General features: G+C 44.3%; 13 protein-coding genes and 1 tRNA gene. 9 read left to right on the top strand and 5 right to left on the bottom strand.

The window, feature by feature from the left end; translation table 11 throughout:
* Nucleotides 1–97: 97 nt before the first annotated feature.
* The 4 genes from dnaE to QU605_RS02445 all read left to right on the top strand — a co-directional run bounded on the left by dnaE (nt 98) and on the right by QU605_RS02445 (nt 6,132).
* Nucleotides 98–4,459 carry a DNA polymerase III subunit alpha gene (gene dnaE / locus QU605_RS02460; RefSeq protein ID WP_289723672.1) on the top strand — a complete coding sequence of 1,454 codons (4,362 nt, stop codon included), beginning with the start codon at nt 98–100 and terminating at the stop codon, nt 4,457–4,459.
* 139 nt (nt 4,460–4,598) lie between these two features.
* Nucleotides 4,599–4,916, top strand: coding sequence for a thioredoxin (gene trxA / locus QU605_RS02455; protein ID WP_289723671.1), 318 nt, complete (start codon nt 4,599–4,601; stop codon nt 4,914–4,916).
* An 82-nt stretch (nt 4,917–4,998) separates the two neighbouring features.
* Entirely contained in the window at nt 4,999–5,928 is a 930-nt protein-coding gene (locus QU605_RS02450; protein WP_289723670.1) for a DUF58 domain-containing protein, read from the top strand.
* Nucleotides 5,929–6,058: 130 nt separating this feature from the next.
* Nucleotides 6,059–6,132 (top strand) — tRNA-Asp (locus QU605_RS02445).
* Between the two features lie 362 nt (nt 6,133–6,494).
* Here the strand turns inward: QU605_RS02445 and QU605_RS02440 are convergent.
* Nucleotides 6,495–7,856 (bottom strand): serine hydrolase domain-containing protein, encoded by a 1,362-nt coding sequence (locus QU605_RS02440; protein WP_289723669.1) that lies wholly within the window; start codon nt 7,854–7,856, stop codon nt 6,495–6,497.
* Nucleotides 7,857–8,231: 375 nt separating this feature from the next.
* Here QU605_RS02440 and QU605_RS02435 point away from each other — a divergent pair, with 375 nt between their 5' ends.
* Complete coding sequence (locus tag QU605_RS02435; protein WP_289723668.1) at nt 8,232–9,425, top strand: pyridoxal phosphate-dependent aminotransferase; 1,194 nt, start codon at nt 8,232–8,234, stop codon at nt 9,423–9,425.
* A 4-nt stretch (nt 9,426–9,429) separates the two neighbouring features.
* The gene (locus QU605_RS02430) at nt 9,430–10,557 is read left to right on the top strand and encodes an AEC family transporter (protein WP_289723667.1); all 1,128 of its coding nucleotides are present in this window, start codon (nt 9,430–9,432) and stop codon (nt 10,555–10,557) included.
* Between the two features lie 151 nt (nt 10,558–10,708).
* On the opposite strand, the gene QU605_RS02425 is transcribed toward QU605_RS02430, so the two are convergent.
* Both QU605_RS02425 and QU605_RS02420 read right to left on the bottom strand, forming a co-directional pair.
* Nucleotides 10,709–11,458: a DUF6090 family protein gene (locus QU605_RS02425; RefSeq protein ID WP_289723666.1), complete on the bottom strand. Its 750-nt coding sequence runs from the start codon at nt 11,456–11,458 to the stop codon at nt 10,709–10,711.
* 178 nt (nt 11,459–11,636) lie between these two features.
* Nucleotides 11,637–12,386 (bottom strand): DUF6090 family protein, encoded by a 750-nt coding sequence (locus tag QU605_RS02420; protein WP_289723665.1) that lies wholly within the window; start codon nt 12,384–12,386, stop codon nt 11,637–11,639.
* A 463-nt stretch (nt 12,387–12,849) separates the two neighbouring features.
* On the opposite strand from QU605_RS02420, the gene ppsA reads away from it, so the two are divergent.
* The 3 genes from ppsA (at nt 12,850) to QU605_RS02405 (ending at nt 17,308) form a co-directional block, all read left to right on the top strand.
* Nucleotides 12,850–15,312 carry a phosphoenolpyruvate synthase gene (gene ppsA, locus QU605_RS02415; protein WP_289723664.1) on the top strand — a complete coding sequence of 821 codons (2,463 nt, stop codon included), beginning with the start codon at nt 12,850–12,852 and terminating at the stop codon, nt 15,310–15,312.
* Between the two features lie 171 nt (nt 15,313–15,483).
* A complete protein-coding gene (locus QU605_RS02410) occupies nt 15,484–16,092 on the top strand; it encodes a DUF8692 domain-containing protein (protein ID WP_289723663.1) in 609 nt (202 codons plus the stop codon).
* A 139-nt stretch (nt 16,093–16,231) separates the two neighbouring features.
* A complete protein-coding gene (locus QU605_RS02405) occupies nt 16,232–17,308 on the top strand; it encodes a hypothetical protein (RefSeq protein ID WP_289723662.1) in 1,077 nt (358 codons plus the stop codon).
* Between the two features lie 90 nt (nt 17,309–17,398).
* Here the strand turns inward: QU605_RS02405 and QU605_RS02400 are convergent, their stop codons facing one another.
* Nucleotides 17,399–18,145 carry a 4'-phosphopantetheinyl transferase family protein gene (locus QU605_RS02400; RefSeq protein ID WP_289723661.1) on the bottom strand — a complete coding sequence of 249 codons (747 nt, stop codon included), beginning with the start codon at nt 18,143–18,145 and terminating at the stop codon, nt 17,399–17,401.
* On the bottom strand, nt 18,138–22,115 hold the full coding sequence (locus tag QU605_RS02395; protein WP_289723660.1) for a non-ribosomal peptide synthetase: 3,978 nt from the start codon (nt 22,113–22,115) through the stop codon (nt 18,138–18,140). Before QU605_RS02395 ends, QU605_RS02400 begins: the two co-directional genes overlap by 8 nt.
* Nucleotides 22,116–22,139: the final 24 nt, after the last annotated feature.

The following is a 22,139-nucleotide window of genomic DNA, read 5'->3' as shown; positions in this document are numbered from 1 at the left end:
ATGGGTCTTTTTTTGGTTAATAACTCCTAAAAACTCCCTTTCCATAGCCGGCTACATTTCTATATTTTTAACCGCTCCAAATTTCTGAAAGCTGTCCATGTACCTAATTTTTGATACAGAAACCACTGGCCTCCCAAAACGTTGGGATGCCCCCATTAGCGATACCGAAAACTGGCCGCGATGTGTGCAGATCGCATGGCAGCTGCACGATGAGATGGGCGTGCTTTTGGAACATTACGACGCTCTGGTTAAGCCTGAGGGCTTTAACATCCCTTACGATGCAGAGCAAATCCATGGAATTTCGACTGATCTGGCAACAGAAGACGGAAAACCCCTTCAGGAAATACTGCAGGATTTTGAGTCGGTCCTTGCAAAAACGAAGTTTCTGGTCGGACAAAATGTAGGATTTGACATCAATGTGATGGGAGCTGAATTCTTTCGCAATTCAGGAGCAAATCCCCTGGAGTCGCTCCCCGTCCTGGATACCTGTACGGAGGATACCGCCACGCTCTGCCAACTCCCCGGAGGAAGGGGTGGGAAGTTCAAACTCCCGACGCTCACTGAACTCCACGCCCATCTTTTTGGGAAACCTTTCGATGAGGCCCACAATGCAAGTGCTGACGTGGAAGCCACTTCCCGTTGTTTTCTGGAACTCCTTAGAAGAAAATCCTTTAAAGTCGAAGTCCTGGATCAGGGACCCGACTACCTCCAGCGTTTCGGGCAGGCCAACCCAGATGTAATTGGTCCTTTCGGCTTAAAACACCGAAACCTGAAAAAGGCCTCCGAGGCCCTGGCGCGAAAAACGGCCGCTCCAGAATCAGGACTCAGCCAGGCTGAGATACGGGAAAATGAAGAAACCCTGGAGGAAGTGCCCTTTGCACACCTGCACAACCACTCTCAGTTTTCTGTATTGCAGTCCACCATTCAGATCAAAGATCTCGTTGCCGCCGCTACCCGGCTGGAAATGCCCGCCGTCGCCCTGACCGACCACGCCAATATGATGGGCGCCTTTCATTTTGTCAAAGAGGTCAATGCTTTTAACAAGAGTCTTGAAGCAGAGCCGGAAGAAACGCGCAGGGATCCGATCACCCCCATCCTCGGGTGTGAATTCTTTGTCTGCGAAGACCGCCACAATAAATCCGTGAAGGATTACGGCTACCAGATCGTAATGCTCGCCAAGAACAAAAACGGATATCACAACCTGGCGAAAATGTCATCCATCGCCTATACCGAAGGATTCTACTACGTCCCCAGGATCGACCGGGAGGTTGTCAAACAGTACAAGGATGACCTGATTGTGCTTACGGGAAACCTCTACGGAGAGGTGCCGTCTAAAATCCTCAACCAGGGCGAAAAGCAGGCTGAAGAAGCCCTGCTTTGGTGGAAAGAGACATTCGGAGACGATTTATATGTAGAGCTGATGCGCCACGGACAGGAAGATGAAGACCGGGCCAATACGACGCTTATCTCCCTGGCCAAAAAGCACGGAATCTCCCTTGTGGCCACCAACAACACCTACTACTGCGCGAAAGAAGACGCCGAGGCACACGACATATTGCTATGTGTAAAGGAAGGAGAAAAACAGGCCACCCCAGTGGGCAGGGGACGCGGTTATCGTTTCGGATTACCGAATCAGGAATACTACTTTAAGTCTCAGCAGGAGATGAAGGAGCTCTTCCGGGACCTCCCTGAAAGCATCGTTTCCATTCAGGAGATTATCGACAAGATTACCCCATTTGGGCTGGCCCGCGATGTATTGCTTCCAAATTTTGAAATCCCGGAGTCTTTTGCTGTGGCTGAAGATTTGGCAGATGGCGGAAAACGGGGTGAAAATGCCTACTTGAGACATTTAACCCTCAAAGGGGCTGAAAAACGGTATGGAGAAATCAACTCAGAGCTGCAGGAACGTCTGGATTTTGAGCTAAAAACCATCGAAAACTCAGGCTATCCGGGATATTTCCTGATTGTGGAGGACTTTATTCGCGAAGCGCGGAATATGGGGGTATCCGTAGGACCGGGAAGGGGTTCTGCCGCAGGATCTGTTGTGGCTTATTGCCTCGGGATTACGAACATCGACCCCTTAAAGTACGATTTACTCTTTGAGCGGTTCCTCAACCCGGACCGTGTCTCCATGCCGGATATCGACATCGACTTCGACGATGAAGGGCGCTCGCGGGTCATGGATTACGTCATCGATAAGTACGGCTCCAATCAGGTTGCCCAAATCATTACCTATGGCACCATGGCAGCCAAATCGTCTATCAGGGATACGGCTAGGGTTCTCGACCTGCCCCTCGGGGACGCAGATCGCATCGCCAAACTGATCCCGAACATGTCTAAGCTCGGTAAGATCTTTGGCAAGGAAAAGGCGGAGTTAAAAAAGAAGTTCCGGGCAGATGAATTCGAAAAAGTCAATGAACTGTTGGGTATTTCTGAAGGGGATGACCTGGAAGCACAGACGGTGAACATGGCACGGGTCCTGGAAGGCTCCCTTAGAAATACGGGAATTCACGCCTGTGGAGTGATTATAACCCCGGATGACATCACGAATTTTGTACCCGTTGCCACGGCCAAGGATTCGGACCTTTACGTCACCCAATTCGACAACTCTGTTGTTGAAAGTGCCGGGCTCCTGAAAATGGATTTTCTCGGGCTTAAGACGCTGACCCTGATTAAGGATACGGTTAAAATCGTTAAGGCACGACAGGGAATTGATCTGGTTCCCGATGATTTCCCGCTTGATGATGCCGAGACTTACGAACTTTTCCAGAGGGGTGAGACCATCGGTATTTTCCAGTACGAATCCCCCGGGATGCAGAAGTATCTCAAGGAGTTAAAACCCTCGGTGTTCGATGACCTGATTGCCATGAATGCGCTCTATCGGCCAGGACCTATGGAGTACATTCCCAGCTTTGTCCTGAGAAAACACGGGGAAGAAGAGATTACCTATGACCTTCCGGAGATGGAGGAGTACCTGAAAGAGACCTATGGAATTACGGTTTATCAGGAACAGGTGATGTTGCTTTCCCAAAAACTGGCTGGTTTTACCAAAGGCGAGGCTGACGTGCTTCGAAAGGCGATGGGGAAAAAGATTTTTGCCCTGCTTCAGAAATTAAAACCGCAGTTCCTTGACGGAGGCGAAGAACGGGGCCACCCAAGGGAAATCCTAGAGAAAATCTGGAAAGACTGGGAAGCTTTTGCCTCCTATGCCTTTAACAAGAGCCATTCCACCTGCTATGCGTACATCGCATATCAGACAGCTTACCTCAAAGCGCACTACCCTGCCGAATACATGGCGGCAGTGCTTTCGAATAACATGAACGACATCAAACAGGTGACCTTCTTTATGGAGGAATGCCGGCGGATGGGACTCGATGTACTCGGGCCGGATGTCAACGAATCCTTTTACAAATTTGCCGTAAACCGGGAAAATCAGATCCGATTTGGAATGGGAGCCATAAAAGGCGTAGGCCGCTCCGCTGTGGAAACCATCGTAGAGAATCGCAAAAAAGACGGTCCGTATCAATCGGTTTTTGACCTTACGAAGCGGCTAGACCTCAGGGCAGCAAACAAAAAGGCCTTTGAAAATCTCGTGCTGGCAGGTGGTCTGGACTCTTTGGGCAATGCCCACCGGGCTCAGTACTTTTCAGCAGGGAATGACGGGATTACTTTCCTGGAAAAGGTCATCCGTTTCGGTGCGAAATTCCAGGAAAGCGAAAACTCCGCCCAGGTAAGCCTGTTCGGAGGTGCCAGCGAGGTACAGATTGAAGAGCCTGAAATTCCACCTTGTGAGTCCTGGGGCACTCTTGAGACCCTTAAACGCGAGAAAGAAGTCGTCGGTATTTATATATCCGGACACCCTCTGGATGACTTTAAAACGGAGATAAATTCGTTTTGCAATGCAGACATCAGTTCCTTCCAGAATATGGAATCCTTTGTAAACCGGGAATTATCGGTGGCCGGAATTATCACCGATGTGCAGCACCGCATATCCCGTAATGGTAAGGGCTGGGCTGCCTTTACCCTCGAGGATTATTCGGACAGCTTCGAATTCCGGATTTTTGGGGAGGAGTACCTTAAGTTTCGCCACTTCCTTACCATCAATTCCTTTTTATACCTGAAGATCTTTGTGCGCGAAGGCTGGGTAAATCGGGATACCGGTAAGAAGGGAGATCCCAGGTTGCAATTCAACCAATGCCTGTTGCTACAGGATGTCATGGAGTCTTTTGCGAAAAAACTGACGATTCAGCTTGATATTGCAAAGTTGCACGAACAACGGATTCAACAATTGCAGGATACCCTGGGCGCTTTTAAAGGGAAACATCCTTTGAATTTTGTGGTCTATGAGATGGAAGAAGCGATCAAAGTAAACCTGAGTAGTCGCAAGCAGAAAGTGCAAATCAGCTCGGAGTTATTACACCAGCTCGCAGAACAGGAAATCCATTTTAAACTGAACTAGGTCCGGAAAGCCAACCGCCTAACGGTAAAGGCATTCAGTATAAGCACACTCAATAGGGGCATAGCGAAAATGAATGTCCACCCTGTAAGGAAGCAGGTATAGAATTGACTAAATTTGCAGTAATCTAAATTTTAACAAAATGGCTTTAGAAATAACAGATGCCTCATTCGAGGAAGTAGTCCTGAAAAGTGATAAACCTGTTGTAGTTGACTTTTGGGCAGCCTGGTGTGGTCCCTGCCGTATGGTAGGTCCGATCATCGAGGAGTTGAGCACAGAATACGACGGAAAAGCAGTTGTAGGAAAGGTTGACGTGGATGCCAACCAGCAATTCGCTGCTAAATTCGGAATACGCAACATCCCAACTGTCCTTGTATTTAAGGATGGGGAGATCGTAAATCGTCAGGTGGGCGTGAGTCCTAAGAAAGTATATGCAGACGCTATCGACGCGGTCCTGTAAAGTGAACCCAATCGCAATACAAACCCGGCTCTGGCCGGGTTTTTTTATACCTACCCCCGTGGGAGTTTCGTATCTTTAGGCCATGGATCTGCAATCGGAACTCTACAAAGCTTCCCTATTTGAAAACCTCCCCCTGCTCGTAAAACAGGTGGTGGAAGGGTATATCAGCGGCATTCATAAAAGCCCGTTTCACGGATATTCCGCTGAGTTTGCAGAGCATAAGATTTACAACACCGGGGAGAGCACCAAGCACATCGACTGGAAACTCTTCGCGCGCACAGATAAACTCTACACCAAGAAATACGAGGAGGAGACAAATCTGCGCTGCCACCTGATTCTGGATAGCTCATCCTCCATGTACTACCCGCCCGTGGCAAAGCCTGATCTGGATCACCTGAACAAAATCGGATTTGCGGTCCTGGCCGCCGGGGCACTGATGCAACTGCTCAAGAAGCAACGGGACTCGGCAGGATTGAGCATTTTCTCGGACAGTTATCAATTCTACGCCCCCGAAAAAGGGAGTGAAAGGCATTATTATATGCTGATGAATGCCCTGAATGAAATTGCCGTACAACCTGCAGAAAACAAGGGTACGGAGCTCTATACCTACCTCCACCTGATTGCCGAGAAACTCAAACGCCGGAGCCTTGTCGTACTTTTTTCAGACCTGTTTCAGAACCAGGTAGACGACGAGCGGCTCTTTGAGGCCCTGCGACATCTGAAGTACAATAAACACGAGGTGCTGCTCTTCCACCTAACCGACAAGCGAACCGAACTGGATTTCGCATTCGACAATACCCCGAGGCGCTTTACCGATGTGGAAACCGGAGCCCACATAGACCTCTACCCCGAACGTATAAAAGAGTCTTACCAGGAGGTTCTGGAGGCCTACCTGAAATCCCTGAAACTGATCTGTGCCAAATACGATATCAAATACGTCCCGGTAGACATCGCAGACCCATTTACCCGGGTGATGAATACGTTTCTGGTGGAACGCCAACGATTTGGATAAAGAACTTATCTAAATATGGGATTTTTGTTTGCCGGATTCAAATAGTGCCTTATATTTGCCCACGCTTTACTACAAAGCTGTAACAATTTCCTCAAACTAACTGTTGTTAGTACCCCAGGGTTGGAAAATTGGTCTGGTAGTTCAGTTGGTTAGAATACCTGCCTGTCACGCAGGGGGTCGCGGGTTCGAGTCCCGTCCAGACCGCAAACACTGGAAGCCTTCGCATAAAATGCGAGGGCTTTTTCATTTTAAGACCTATTTTTCGGATGTACACAATGATTTTGACCATAAATTAAAGACCTTTAGCGCAGACATCTCAGAAAAGGAAATACGCTTGGCTGCTTTTCTCAGAATGAACTTGACTACCAAAGAAATTGCAGCAACCCTAAATGTTTTACCTGCTAGTATTTTAAAGTCAAAATACCGTTTAAAGAAGAAACTTGGATTGGACAAGGAAACAGATTTGACCAGCTTCCTAAACTCCTTATGAAAATTACGATGGTCCTATCTATAGCAGGTTTATAGCCGGCTTGATCTGGCAACTACTACCCATTGTTGGCCTTTCATTATTCTGTTTCTTTTTTAAGAATATAGTAAGCACTTGGCCCCACCAATCGATACTCATTATTCTTAATAATTATGCTGGTATTGTCATCTATCCACGTATTGTTGCCAATGTAAACATCTAAGGTATCGGCCTTTTCGTCCCGTTCTGATTGGATGGTCAAACCATTCGAAATTGATTTCACCTCTATGGAAAATTCAGGGGCCCCTCTCACAGCACCTGTGTATTTTCCATCTAACATTTTAGTATCAAAATCCAACGCTACACTTTGGGGGGTAACCTTATCGAGTAACTTCCAGGTAATTTCATCTGCGAAGAAACTGGCGCCTTTGGGCCCCGTTGTATTTACCAGACAAATCAGGTATAAATCTTCCTCTGGATAATATCTAGTGTCGGTTAAGAAGCCATTTATACCGCCTCCATGCCCAATTCTTTGATTTCCAAAATCTGAATAGTTTACGAGCGCCTTTGCATATAATACATTGGAGCCATCTTTTAAATGACCTGGAGTAACAAGAGATTGATATAGGGTTTCAGATAATACGCTACCTTGATGTAAAGCTGTCATCCAGGTGAGTAAATCTTCAGTTGTACTACAAAGTGAACCCGCTGCATACGGCCATGTATGATTTAAGTATCCTTTTTGTTTAAGGCCTTCAGGAGTGAAGTCATAACCGTAAACTTTATTTTTCATGACTTCTGATGTTGAACAGTATGAAGTATTGTCCATACCTAAAGGTTCAAAGAATACCTCTTCTAAATACGATGCGTATGTCTGTCCGGTTACTTTTTCAATAATTAACCCCAGAAAAAAGTAAGCTGAATTATTATAAATCAAGGCCTCGCCTGGTTCGAACATAAAGTCTTTTGATTCTACCAATCGAACTAATGAATCTCTTGGTTGATCCTGAATTGATAAAACCCAAAATTCAGGAATCTCTGTATAACTTGGAATACCAGAAGTATGGTTAAGTAAATTATCAATTGTAACTGTTCGTCCTTTTGTATCAAAATCTAAATATTGTGTAAAGTCATCCTCTAGAGAGAGTTTATTGGTTTGAACTAATTTTAGAATCGCTGCTGCCGTAAACTGCTTGGTGACGGAACCAATTTCAAAAATCCCGCCGTTTGGTACAGGAGCAGAAAGCTCTAAACTTGCATAACCATATGATTTCTTTAGTAAGGTTTCCCCGTTTCGATGGACTAAAATTGCTGCACCCGCAATTTGCGAACTATCTACACTCGCCTGGAATAGTGAATCTGTAAATGACTCTAACGGTGTTGTCTTTGAAATCTCAGGTTTTTCTTGACAACTTGTCGCAAGAAGTACTATAGCAATTGGTACTAGTAAGTTTTTTATCATGATCAATCATTTTCGTAATTAAGGTTAACGTATGTATAAAGTGCGTAATGCACAATTAACCACTAAAAGTCTAAGATAGTCAATCGGCTTTCGGTATCCCATCTTCTATTTCCTTTACTTCTTCGTCCATACACTCCTCAAAAAAATCATATTCAGTTATGATCTTTTTGTTTCTTCGATAACGAATCTTGAAAATATTTCGTGGGATGGGTGATTTCGCCAATTTCCGCCGACCCTCCTTGCGAACTTCGTTTTTTTGGACTTGTATTTTTTTTGTATCCGTATTTTAAACGATTGATTTTTATGGGATTGACATAGGATTTTTAGGCTTTTGCGGATAACTTGAACTATTCCTAATTCCTAAAAAACCACACCTTGGATTCACTCAAAACCAACCGTAGAAAATGGCTTAAAACTTCTGCCCTGACCGTAGGGGGAATCGTAGCCGCTCCCTATTTGGGGTTTTCAAAAACACCTTCCGTTCCCTTAACCCTGGACAGCGATGGCAATGCCATTTACAATGCCTTCTTTAAGGAGTTTATTCCTGACAATTTAAGGGAGTTTCCTGTTTACAGTGCCAAATTAAACGCCAATGAAAATCCTTACGGGGCATCACCTATGGCCCTTGAAGCCCTTAAAAATTCGGCCTTTGGCAGTAACCGGTATGCCTGGAAGGAGCTCTACCAGCTCGTGGACAAGATTGCCGCGTTTGAAGAGGTTACTCCAGAGAATATCATGATGGGGCCTGGCTCTTCGGATCTGCTCGAAAAAACAGCTATGGTCCTCTTTATGAACGGTGGGAATGTCATCTCCGCAGATCCGGCATACATGTCACTGATTCGGGTGGCAGAGGCAGCAGGCGGTACCTGGAAACCCGTCCCTTTGAAAAAAGACTGGTCTCACGACCTCGAGGCCATGGAAAAAGCGATAGACTCCGAAACAAAATTGATCTATATCTGCAATCCGAATAATCCAACCGGAACCATTACCGATAGCGAAGCCCTCCTGGATTTCTGTTCCCGTGTTTCTGAAAAGGTTCCCGTTTTTATAGACGAAGCCTATTTGTGGTTCTTGGAAGATGGGGCCAGACAGAGTATGGTTTCCCTGGTAAAAGAAGGTAAAGATGTGATTGTCGCCCGAACGTTTTCTAAAATTCACGGGATGGCAGGCCTGCGGGTGGGATATGCCGTGGCTCAGGAAGACACCTTAAACAAACTTCAAAAAATAACACGGGCCGGAATGGGCATTACCCATCCCTCCGTATACGCAGCCATGGCTGCAATGGATGATACGGAGTTCTTACAAAAATCAAGAACCTTAAATGCCACTGCCCGGAATTATACCTTTAGCAGCCTGCAGGAAATAGGTTTCGAACCGGTACCCTCCCATACCAGTTTTATGATTTTTCCCATCGACATGGAGGGCAAAGAATTCCTGAATAAAATGACCCAGCAAAAAGTTGGGGTACGGGCCTTTCAGTTCCTGGATCAGAAGTGGTGTCGCGTCAGCATCGGAACCATGGACGAAATGCAGTTATTTATCCAAGCTATAAATAAGGTATTGGTCTAGGTGTATGCAGGCAGGTTTCGAAAAAACGCTGGTCTTCCTGGTCTTTATATTATTGGGGGTCTTGTTAAAAGCCAAGTTCAAATCCCCTTCGGAAGTCAATGGTATTAAGAAAATTATCTTAAATCTGGCATTGCCAGCGACAATCTTTATTGCCCTGCTGGGGATGGAGGTAAAAACAAACCTCTTGTTACTTCCACTGATGGCCCTGGCGTTTAACCTCGTTCTTTTTGCCACCATGCCCCTTTTACTTCCTTTGGTGGGGATTCTAAAAGACACATCATCCTACCGCACGGCCATGCTTTTATTACCCTCCCTGGCTCCGGGATTGTCGTGCTTTCCGTTTGTTCTGGAGTTTTTAGGGGAAACGTATCTGGCCAAAGCCGCCATGGCGGATTTAGGTAACAAGGTTTTTGTCCTGATTATACTTTACATGGTGGCTATGAGATGGTATTATGCCCGAAATCTCAATGCCAATACCGGAAGTAAAGCAAAAATTGCGTCCCTGCTCAAAACCCTGGTGACGGAACCCGTAAATTTGTTTATCGGGTTTGCACTTCTCCTTTTGTTCCTGGGGTATTCAATGGATTCCCTGCCTTTTGTCATCCGGAACAGTCTTTCAAAATTGAGTTTTATTATGACGCCTTTAGTGTTACTCTTTATCGGCCTGGCTATAAGAATCAAAAGGAAACAATTCTTCCAAATCTTTTCCCTTTTGGCCATACGGGCCGGTATGGTCTTTTTTCTGGTTGCCCTTTGGGTATCTTGGGTCCGGATACCCCTTCAGGAAGATCTCCTCCTGATGTTGTCTTTCGGCCTGAGTGCCTGTAGTTTCTGGCCCTTCGCTCACTTGTCCGTTGTTGAGGGCCTTGAAACAGAGAAAGAGACCAAAACCTTCAACAGCACCTACGCCATAGGTATCCTTGCCCTTTCTTTTCCTTTCTCCACCCTGCTGATATTAGGGGTACTTAACAGCGGGGCCTTATTCACTTCAAGCAGCAATATTTGGTTATCCTCTTTTTTGCTTTTTGGCATTGGAACCTTATTTCCCATGCTCAAAATAATGGTCAGGAAAGTGAAAAATCTCCGGATTACCAATCCCAAACTGGAATCCACAAAACCGGAGCAGGCCTGACGTCCTAGGCTCAATGCACCGACTTCCAAATAAAGTGAGGAAATCAATCCCTTCCTGAAAATGGGCAGTGGGCAGTGGCCGTAGGCAGAAAGGATTAGACTGCCATCTCGACTGGGGTAACCCCTGGAACTTTATCTTATGACATCAATTGTCAATCGGCTTTCAATATCGCATCTTCTATTTCCTTTACTGTTCCATCAATACCCACCAAATAGTTTTCATAAGCGCCCAAAAGGTCTTCATTTAATCGATAATTTGTCTTTAAAATTTTCCTGGGTATCGGCGATTTTGCCAGGGTTTCTAATACTGCCATGGCCGCTTCATCCTTTTGAATGCTGCCTAAACCCTCTGCATATATGAACTCATAGGTGTTCTCTTCGAAACGCCAGAAATCATCTGATTTAACAACCGAATCCTCATAATCGTCTTCTAAAGCTTTTATCAATGGAATCCAGTGGTCATAATAGGATTTAATACGTTTTACAACTTTTGCATGTTCTCCATATTGAGTGATCCCCGAATCCTTTAAGAGATCGAAGCCGCTCATACGCCAATGGGCATAATAACTGTAGACTTGCAGACTTTGTTCCAGGCTGTCACGGGTAAACCCGCTGTAATCCTCCTGACTTAAAAATGATTTTATTCTTTCATTATCTTCTTTCGCGTATCCCATAATCTCCTTTACGATTAGCGCATCTTCTTTCATATCAGATGCAATGCTCAGAAGGATATTCCTTAACTCCTGTTGGTCTTTTCGCACCTCATTCCAGGTATTGACCTGCAGGGCCAGCAGGATGCCGATCATGACAAGGACAATCTCCCCCAGGGCATAGCGGAAGTATTTCAGGGGTTTGTTCTGATCGGCCAGTTGTTTGCGGATTTTTCGAAAGAAGTTGATCATGAGAAGGTCGTTAGTTTTTCAGAAGGTACGACAATAGAATCCCCCTGAGGCACCTCACTCCGTTCGAAAAGCAATTCCTTCTTGAAAGTGGGCAGTGGGCAGTGGCAGTAGGCAGAAGGGTTAAGAATCCCTTCTCGGCTGATTTAACCCTTGTCCACTCCTCATACCAGAAGAATAGTCAGTCGACCACCCGTAGCACATCTTCTATTTCCTTTACTTCTTCGTCTATATACTCCCCAAACCAATCATATTGGGACATCATCTTTTTGTTATTTCGAAAACTAGTCTTTAAGATATTCCGTGGAATGGGTGATTTTAGAAGCCTGGTTAATGCCGTTAGGGCAGCCTCATCACTTTGTTGTGAGCGTAATTCGTTCCCTTTAATGAATTCATAGGTATTCTGTTCAAGAAGCCAGAACTGCTCGGACTCTTGTACAGATCGCCTAATGTCTTCTTCGTAACTCTTAATTTCTGGAATCAATAAATCATAATAGACTTTAATCTCTGTTACAGCGTCTGCATATCTTCCAAACTCCGTGATTCCAGAATCCCTCAACATGTAGTAACTATTCATCCGATAGTCAATAAGAATATACCATATTTCCAGGCTTTGTTCCAGGCTGTCACGGGTAAACCCGCTGTAATCCTCATGGTTTAGAAACGATTTAATTCTTTCATTATCTTCCTTGTGGGATTCACTTGCCCACTTCATGTTCTGAGCATCTACTTTCATATCTGCTGTGATACTCTGAAGGATGTTCTTTAACTCCTGTTGGTCTTTTCGCGCCTCATTCCAGTTGTTCACCTGAAGGGCAAGCAGGATACCGATCATTACAAGGACAATCTCCCCAAGGGCATAGCGGAAGTATTTCAGGGGTTTGTTCTGATCGGCCAGTTGTTTGCGAATTTTACGAAAGAAGTTGATCATGAGAAGTTGATTAGTTTTTCAGAAGGTACGACAATAGAATCCCCCCGGCGCACCTCCCTTCGCCAGAGGGTTAAGCGTAGCTTTTAAACTCCGTTCAATGAAAACAATTAAGCTCTTCAAAGGAATGGTTTTGAAAACCTACTAAAGACGGTTTGGTAGATTGATCCTCAGATCGCAACCTATAGCATAATTAGTCCAGTCAATACTACAACTGAGTGTACGAAATTCGGATAGGAATAAAGAATGGTTGCCGCTTAAGGATGCAAATAAGTTTGTAAAAATTCGTTTGCAGATACCCTTTACCTCCTTATTTGGCTCATAATATTTTTTTGGGCTCAACTACTATTTAACATCCTCAATCCTAAAAAACAAGAACACTTCATCAGGAATTTATCGGATACGTCGAATCTATTTGTAGCCTACTCAAACGTTTTCGTAAAATTGGATTTGTAAAACCTTTCTGATGAAAAATCAACAAAAAAGCTCAACCGATTTCATTATCTCTTTGGATAAGATTGGGATTCAAGATTTGCCCAAAGTCGGTGGCAAAAATGCCTCCCTGGGCGAAATGATCAAAAACCTAAGCGATAAAAGTATTAGGGTACCCAATGGGTTCGCCGTTACGGTAGATGCCTTCGATGCTTTTATCCAGGAAAACAAGTTAAAAGGAAAAATAGAAAAATCCCTTGCCGGCGTTGATGTATCAGACATTGTCAGTTTGAGAAAAACCGGTTCTGAAATACGCAAACAGATTTCGAATGGCAGGTTTCCGGTTTCTGTCGAAAAAGTGATTCTGAATTCGTATTATGAGCTATCGGAGCTCTATGGCCAGGATGCTACAGATATCGCAGTACGCTCTTCAGCCACGGCCGAGGACTTGCCAGATGCATCCTTTGCGGGTCAGCAGTCCACCTATCTCAATATACGGGGTGGAGAAATGCTCCTAACGGCCATTCGCAGTTGCTTTGCTTCCCTTTTTACGGACAGGGCGATCTCCTACCGTTCGTCCCGGGGATTTGATCATTTTTCGGTAAAGCTTTCTGTATGTGTTCAAAAAATGGTCAGATCCGATTTAGGGGCATCTGGGGTAGCCTTCTCCCTGGATACGGAAAGCGGTTTTAAGGATATTATTCTGATCAATGGGGCCTATGGACTTGGTGAACTGGTCGTTGGAGGAGAAATTGTACCCGATGAATTCCTGGTATTCAAACCCTGTCTGTCACAGGGTTTCAGTTCCATTATCGAGAAGAAAATTGGCAAAAAGTGCCACAAAATGGTTTATGGGAACAAACCTTTTGAAACTGTACGAAAAGTGAGGGTGGACAAAGAGCAGCAAAGGAATTTCTGTCTGGATGATATACAAATACTCAAGCTGGCAAAATGGGTTCAGGAAATCGAGGACCACTATTCTTCAGTGCATGGTAAATGGTGTCCTATGGATATTGAATGGGCGATTGATGGTCTGACCAACGAACTATATATCGTACAGGCAAGGCCCGAAACCATCCATTCCCAAAATCACAAAGACATTATCACCGAGTATGAAATCGCAGATAAAACTGTTTTAAATGACTTACTTATAGAAGGAGTTGCGGTTGGTGACAAGGTGGGCACCGGTGCCGTTCGCCGGATCTTCACCCTCGATGGCCGCGATGGAAGTTCGGATGAGACGGAATTCAAAGAAGGAGAAATTTTGGTGACTGAAATGACGGATCCCGATTGGGAACCGTTAATGAAAAAAGCCTCTGCGATCATAACAGAAAAGGGAGGAAGAACATGCCATGCCGCAATTGTAGCAAGGGAAATGGGGGTTCCTGCAGTAGTAGGCGCCGTAGGTGCGGGAAATTTAATGGAAGATGGCCAACAAGTAACGGTATCCTGCGCCGAAGGGAGTGTCGGCAAGGTGTATAAGGGTAAAATTGATTTCAAAAAGAAAGAAACTGCTTACTCCGATTTTCCATCGATTGAAACCCCTATAATGATGAACGTGGGTTCTCCCGAACTCGCATTCCAATATAGCAAGATTCCAAACTCGGGCGTCGGGCTTGCCAGACAGGAATTTATTATAAACAACCATATAAAAGTACACCCCCTGGCATTGTTGAAACACCGGGACCTGAAAGATCGGGCTCTATCCGAAACCATTTCTGATTTAATGGCAGGATACGCATCGGAGAAAGATTTTTATGTCAACAAACTTGCTCAGGGTGTGGCAAAAATCGCAGCTGCTTTCTACCCTAAAAAGGTGATTACCAGGCTCTCTGACTTTAAGTCCAATGAGTATTTCAACCTCTTGGGAGGCAAATATTTTGAACCCGATGAAGAAAATCCCATGATAGGTTGGCGGGGGGCTTCCAGATACTATTCCGAAGCATTTCGGGAGGCATTTAACTGGGAATGCCAGGCACTAAAAAAAGCCCGTGAAGAATTTGGATTGACCAATATTACCATCATGGTGCCGTTCTGCAGAACCCCTCAGGAGTTAGAAAAGGTTGTAACCATCATGGCCGAAAATGGCCTTATTCGTGGAAAGAATGGACTGGAAATTTACCTTATGGCCGAATTACCTTCGAACATCATTTTAGCCGATCAGTTCGCCCAAATGATTGACGGTTTCTCCATTGGATCCAATGATTTAACTCAACTTGCCCTGGGATTGGACAGGGATTCGAGTTTGGTCGCCCATCTTTACGATGAACGAAATGATGCCGTAAAGGGATTGATCAAAACCCTTTTGGCTACGGCAAAAAAACATGGTAAAAAAGTGGGGATCTGTGGGCAGGGTCCATCTGATTTCCCCGATTTTTCAGAGTTTTTGGTCAGTGAAGGCATCAATTCTGTTTCTGTAACCCCGGATTCTGTTCTGAAAACACTGAAGGTTATCCAAAAAGTGGAAGAGGCGAAAGTGCATGCGCAATTGGTATAAATCGGTAAATCCTACCGTTCGTCATTTTCTCAATGTCTGAGTGACATATTTTAATTAATTTAAGGAGCGAAATAAAGACTTATGAATTTATATTTCAATCCTAAAAAAGTATTTTACAATCTATTGATATTTATATTCATATTACTGATATGCAATATAATAGCAGTCGCCTTGAAAGTATTAGGCATTAATGGTGTTTTTAAGAATATTATTTATTTCTTCGATTTTGATCACGAAGGAAATTTACCCACATTTTATTCCTCTTTAGCCCTTCTTTCAAGTGGTCTTTTACTTTTTATCATTTCCTATTTTCATAAAACGAATAGGCTGGAGCACTTTCAATGGAAAGGGTTAGCTTTCATTTTTGTGTTTTTATCTATTGATGAAATTACAATGATTCATGAACAGCTATGGATGCCTACTCATAAACTATTTAATACTACAGGCCTACTCTACTATGCCTGGTACATTCCCTATGGTATCCTGTTATTAATTTTGCTTTTTATTTATTCCAAATTTTTGATGAGGTTACCGAAAAAAATAAGGTGGCTATTTATTTTATCCGGATTTGTTTTTGTTTTTGGAGCTATTGGAATCGAGTCAGTAAGTGGGTATTATGATGAGTTGCACGGTCAGGAAAACCTTGTCTTTTACATTATTTGCACAGTAGAAGAACTTTTTGAAATGGTTGGAGTGGCTATTTTTATTTATGCGCTTTTACTATACATTTCAGATACGATTGAGCATATAGATTTAAAAAGCACAGAATTGTTGAACTAACATATGTAGCATCTTCTTATATCTATCTTAGGTGTCCTAGTTGGAGCATAGAAAAACTGGTCTTTAGATCTTTGGAATTCTGAGTAGGATCTATGGTGACTTGGTTTTTACATTAGATATGGAATTTACTTTACCCTCTATGAATAACGAAATTGTCGGATATGGTTCATTTTTTCACGAGATTCCTTTGTCCGAAGTAGAGTCTTTACCAAAAATAGAATTTGATGCTGAGTACGAATTATTCTACTCGGGTCGCAATGCCATTAAGTATATCTTCTCCAGGATTGAAGCCTACAGGCCCATTGAAACAATCTGGATCCCCTATTATTATTGTCCTTTCGTAAAGGCATGGCTGGAGCACAACTTCAACAATATTGAGTACTACACTTTGGACTCTTTTGATCACGGAACCGAAATTAACTGGTCGGAATTCAGGAATGCCAATGATGTGCTTATTGTGAACAATTACTGGGGAATCAAAACAAGCCGCATTCCCGGTGGGCAAAGACCCGTAGTCATTGAAGATCATTCCCATGGCTGGCTTAGCAAAGGATGCCTGGAGAGTACGGCAGACTTCTGTATTGCGTCCCTGCGCAAAACCGTACCCCTGCCCTTAGGGGGGATCGCCTGGAAACCAAAATTGAGTGCCTCCGCAATTCCCCTTGGAGAAAATCGGAATGAAGTTGGAGTTGATGACAAAGGCATGGAACTTTGCTGGGAAACGCTTGCAGAGGCCATGCGCAGTAAAAGGCAATGCCGTAGTGTCTCTGAAAAAAGCGCGTACCTCAACCTGCATTCAAAAGGCGAGGCAATATTGCAAATTCATTTTGATGTATTACCTGTGGCCTCAGATAAGAAGGGGGTACTGGAAAATTACGCATTCAGGGATTATAATTCCGTAAAAGCAAAGAATTTCAAAATTCTGGCACCAAAAATAGATGAGAACTCCTTCTTCAAAATACTCCAAAATGGCAGCTATACCCCTTTTGGATTATTATTGGCTTTTAAAGATCGGGATGGCTTTCAGGAGTTAAAAAAATATCTGATATCCCATTCTATTTATCCGGCAGAACTTTGGCCGGATACCGTGAATTCCGGGGGCTATAAATACCTGATGAACATTCACATCGATCTGAGATATTCAGAAAATGACATGACTTATATTGCGGGTTGTATTAATTCCTGGATACAGCAGTACTCGCAGGTTCTCCATTAAAGGGTGCGCCAGATTCTTGTTTCCTTCCAAACAGCACCATTTCTTTAAGGTGATTGCCGGCGCTCTTATAAGTTAATTAAATAGCACACCCTAGAATATCGGCAGAGGAGTATAGAGGGGATTCCAACTAAATTCTTCATAACGCCCTTCAATGGCTATGGCTCCCATATGTTCGGCGTCTACTTCAAAACTCATCACGACAAAATCCGAAGCCTTACCGAGAATTCCGGATTCCAGTTCATGAAATCCATCTGTAGCAGGAATTTGAGCAAAATCGTCGTCGATTCCTTTTCCTGTGGCCTTTAGCACGGCCTCCTTTCGGGTCCAGAATTCGTAAAATTGTCTTTCTGTGTCTGCAGCAAAATCCAGTACCTGCCGCTCTTTTGGATTGAAAATTTTTACTTTGATATCCGAAAAATCAAATTCCCTGTTTACCCTTTCTACATCGACACCTACAGGTTTGTCGCCAATCGCTATCAGGGCGTATTGGCCGGAATGAGAGACATTAAAAAAAACATCAGGATGCGAGGACAGAACAGGCTTCTTATTATGGCCCGTATCGATTCGGATATCGGAAAGGTTGGTGCCGGTAGTTTTCGAAAGGGCCATTTTCAGAAAGGCCCGGCAAATGATAAACCGGTTTTTGTCTTTTAAAAAGTGATATCTATGAGCCCTCTGCAATTCGTCATCATCCAAAATGCCCAAAAACGTGGCAATTGCGCTGTAATACTTTTTTAATTCAACCTTAAATAAAAGGATTCCGGATCCCCCGTCTTGTTTCAGCTTCTTTTTGCCAGATTCTGTTATTTCGGTCGATTGACAAAACAGGCTACTCAATGCGATCAGAATTATAATTGTCCAGGACGTATTGAAGTTGCTTGGCAAACGCGTCGACATTTGGAGGAGCAAACATGTCGATATGATTTCCCGGGACCATGTGTTTGCGAATGCCTTTTCTTGCAATTTTTTTCCATCCTAGAAAATTGGAATCGTGCACAAAATTGATTTCTTCTGAGGACCTGAATATATCTAAAACGATATCCTGAGGTTCGATGGTATAACGATGTGTAGCCAGATTGTGCATTGAATCCATTTTATAAGAGCGATTGTGCTGCATTTCATGCTGCTTCTCCCTGCCTACTTTTAACCTTAAAAATACTCCCGAGACCGATTGGTAGGTCAATTGAATTCTGCGTTTAAAATTCTTCTTACTGCTGAACATATTCAAAATCATAAAGAAGATCTTTCCAATCAGATAGAGTAAGGAGACAATCTTTTTCATTAATGGATTCCTGAAGTAGTACATCGGGAATACATAGGCATCAAACATTGACAGGTTTTTGACCTGTTTACCCTGGGCCCTTAATTGTCGTGACATTTCATAGGCGACAATACCTCCCATTGAAAATCCGGCAAGGGCATAGGGTCCCTCAGGATGCGCCGCTTGAATTTCAGAAATGTAATGTGCGGCCATTTCTTCAATGGTATCAAAGGGTTCCGAAACTCCGTCCAACCCTTTGGGTTGTAATGCATATACCGGTTGCTCAACGTCCAAAAGTTTCGCCAAATCGTTAAAAATAAAGACGTTGTGATGAGCCCCGTGGACAATATACAAAGGCACCTTCGTGCCTTTCGGTTTTAAGGGTACGAGGGAATCCCAGGTGACGAACGCACTGTCCATGTAGGCAGCCAGCTTTTTAACTGAAGGATTTTCAAGCAGGGCCACCAGGGGTAATCTATTCCCGGTCTCTTTCTCAAGTTGGGTCATTACCCTAACCGCAATTAATGAATGCCCTCCAAGCTCAAAAAAGTCACCATTGACATCGATTGGATCAATTTTCAAGTGCTCCTGCCATATGGCGGCAATGATTTTTTCAGATATCGTCTCGGGATTTTCAAATGCTGCTTTTTCTAATTTTTTCCCGTAAAGACTTTGCAGGGCCTTACGGTCAATTTTGCCATTAAGTGTTGTTGGAAACGCCTCTACAAAAATGAATTGTTGTGGCACCATATGGGCAGGCAATTGTTGGCTAAGGATATCCTTATATCCTTTGACCTGATCGGAATCCGGACTTCCCAAGCCCGTTGGAATCAGGTTGGCAACCAATCTGCCCTCATTAAAAATCACCACAGAAGATTGTACTCCTTCCAGTGCATCAAGGGCTTGCTCTATTTCACCCAGCTCAATGCGGTGTCCCCTTATTTTTACCTGTTGATCAATCCGGCCAAGGCACTGGACTTCTCCGGAAGGTAGCAGTTTGGCCAAATCCCCGGTTCGATAAAGAACATTGCCAACTTCCGGACTAAAAGGGTTTGCAATAAACTTTTCCGCGGTCAGCACCGGTCTTTTCCAATATCCCGTGGCAACACCATCCCCGGCAATACAAAGCTCTCCGATTTTACCTGGTTCCACCAACTGGGTGTACTCATTGACAATATAAAGCTGGGTGTTTGCAATAGGACGACCTACGGTAATTAAATCGTCTGACTTCAAAACCTGTTTGACCGCAGACCAAATGGTGGTTTCTGTAGGTCCGTACATATTCCATAGCTCCTCTACCCTTTCCAATATGCTTTTGGCCAAAGACATCGGTAGTGCTTCTCCCCCACAGAGTGCTTTGATAGGCAATGGTTTTTGCCACCCGGCATCCAGCAGCATTTGCCACGTGGTAGGAGTCGCTTGCATCACGGTTATTTCCTCCTCCTTCATTACATCCATTAAGAGTCGGCTATCTCTGGAGTTCTCTTCACTTGTCAATACCACCGTGGCCCCTTTTAAGAGTGGCATAAACAATTCAAGGCCAGCAATATCAAAGGAAATGGTCGTTATTGAAAGTAACCTGTCGGTTTCTTCAATACCCGGTTCCCGTTGCATGCTATGCAAGAAATTGACCAGGTTCCCATGGGTGACGGGAACCCCCTTTGGCTTACCGGTTGAACCAGAGGTGTATAATATATATGCTAACTCCTTATTGTCAACTTTGACAGGCGGTGGAGTATCGGGATATTTTGGAAGGTCGGGTAAAATATCCTCTATCAGCAAAGACCTGGCTTCAGATTCAATGGATGATGCCACCTTTCTGGAGGTAATTAAATTCGCAGCCCCTGAATCCTCCAACATGAATTCCAAACGCCTGGCAGGGTAATCAGGATCCAAAGGAAGATATGCGGCACCACATTTCATTATGGCGATAAGCGTTTGGACAAGTTCTATCGACCGGGGCAACAAAACTGCCACATAATCACCAGTACCAACGCCCTGCGAAGCGAGGTAATTCGCCAGTTGATTTGCACTTTTTTCAAGCTTTACATAAGAAAGCGCATCATTCCCAAATTTCAACGCCTGATTTTGGGGAGTTTTAAGTGCCTGTGCTGCAAGAAGTTCATGCAAGGGAAGTTGGGGATAATCAGCACCGGTGTTGTTCAAAACTTCGTAGGCCGAGGTGTCTACTTTGATTAAATCCCCAATAGCCCTTCCCGGATCAGCCACAATACCCTGTAAGACTTCTTTAAAAGAAGTCATCATTTGGGCGATAGTCGTGGGTTTAAAAAGGGAACTGTTGTAGGACCACTCCAAAATAAACGCATCTTCCCGTCCCGTGGCATTTAAAAAAAGTTCAAAGGTCTCAAAAGCCCTGGGATTGCTCTTCAGCTCAAAGTCCAGACCGTCAAAAGCAACGGCGCTGTCCATTCCCATATCTATGTTGAATGTAACCGGCACCAGGGGAACTCTGGAAGGATCTCTTGAAATGGGGAGCTTCTGAAGCAATTGCCCGAAACTAAACTGCTGATGCTCATAGGCATCAAAAATTGCAGACTTTCTATTTTGCAAATATTCCGTAAACGGGGTATCGGGATATATCCTGGTGCGCAAAGGAAGTAAATTCACGCAATGCCCAACCAATTGGGTCATTCCCGTAAGGGATTGGCCGGCCGCTGGCAAACCCAATACCAAATCCTGTTGTCCGGTAATTCGATTCAGAAAAACCTCAAATGCCGCCATCAAGGTGACCACAAGGCTCGCGCCGGACTTTATACCCACTTTTTTCAAATCGGCTATCAGGTCACTTTCAACTTCAAAATCCAATCGATGGCTTTTAAAAGTCCGAACCTGGGGTCGCGGGAAATCTGTTGGAAGGCTTACTTCGGGTACTGATTCTTTATATTGATTAAGCCAAAATTTTTCAGTTTTAATAAATTCCGGACTGCTAATAAACGCTAGCTCGGCATCAGCATAGGATCCAAAAGTATCGTGTTGGGGAAAAACAGGAGATTCTCCTGAAAGAGAAGCGGAATAGATTTTTCCCAATTCCTCCAGAATTATTCCCATAGACCACCCGTCGCATATGATATGATGTGCAGTGATTACCAGATGGTGTTCCTGCCCGGAAAGCTTGAGCAACCCTATCTTGAGCAACGGCCCTTTTATCAGGTCAAAAACGTTATTGGCATCCTTGGACAAATACTCTTTAACCGCAGTTTCCTGATCCCCCGTATTTAGATCAGAGAGGTCCTGAAAGGCGAAATCTGCAGGGAGTTCTTCAAACACCGTCATAAAGCGTCCATCGGCGCTAAAGGTGGCACGGAGGGCATCATGGCGCAGGATAAGTCTATCAATGGCATCCTCAAGGACCTCCCTGTTTAGGTCTCCTTTTAAAACAAGGGAAATCGACTCGTTGTACGCCCTGTTGGCATCTTTTCCACCAAACATACAGGCCGTCCATATTTCGGACTGAGCTTGAACAATGGGAATAACCTTTTCAATGACGGGACCCGTAAATGGGTTGAAAGTTATTACATCTTGCATAGCAGATTTAGTTGCTGTATAAAT

Source organism: Robiginitalea aurantiaca (assembly GCF_030380815.1).
Lineage (GTDB): Bacteria > Bacteroidota > Bacteroidia > Flavobacteriales > Flavobacteriaceae > Robiginitalea > Robiginitalea aurantiaca.
The sequence above is the reverse complement of the archived record's forward strand: the minus strand, read 5'-3'. Positions and strand labels throughout refer to the sequence as shown.

What these genes read in the sequence shown, in the direction of transcription:
- trxA (WP_289723671.1), top strand. Translation starts at nt 4,599, where the DNA reads ATGGCTTTAGAAATAACAGATGCCTCATTCGAGGAAGTAGTCCTGAAA.
- QU605_RS02440 (WP_289723669.1), bottom strand. Translation starts at nt 7,856, where the DNA reads ATGATAAAAAACTTACTAGTACCAATTGCTATAGTACTTCTTGCGACA.
- QU605_RS02450 (WP_289723670.1), top strand. Translation starts at nt 4,999, where the DNA reads ATGGATCTGCAATCGGAACTCTACAAAGCTTCCCTATTTGAAAACCTC.
- QU605_RS02425 (WP_289723666.1), bottom strand. Translation starts at nt 11,458, where the DNA reads ATGATCAACTTCTTTCGAAAAATCCGCAAACAACTGGCCGATCAGAAC.
- ppsA (WP_289723664.1), top strand. Translation starts at nt 12,850, where the DNA reads ATGAAAAATCAACAAAAAAGCTCAACCGATTTCATTATCTCTTTGGAT.
- dnaE (WP_289723672.1), top strand. Translation starts at nt 98, where the DNA reads ATGTACCTAATTTTTGATACAGAAACCACTGGCCTCCCAAAACGTTGG.
- QU605_RS02420 (WP_289723665.1), bottom strand. Translation starts at nt 12,386, where the DNA reads ATGATCAACTTCTTTCGTAAAATTCGCAAACAACTGGCCGATCAGAAC.
- QU605_RS02405 (WP_289723662.1), top strand. Translation starts at nt 16,232, where the DNA reads ATGAATAACGAAATTGTCGGATATGGTTCATTTTTTCACGAGATTCCT.
- QU605_RS02395 (WP_289723660.1), bottom strand. Translation starts at nt 22,115, where the DNA reads ATGCAAGATGTAATAACTTTCAACCCATTTACGGGTCCCGTCATTGAA.
- QU605_RS02430 (WP_289723667.1), top strand. Translation starts at nt 9,430, where the DNA reads ATGCAGGCAGGTTTCGAAAAAACGCTGGTCTTCCTGGTCTTTATATTA.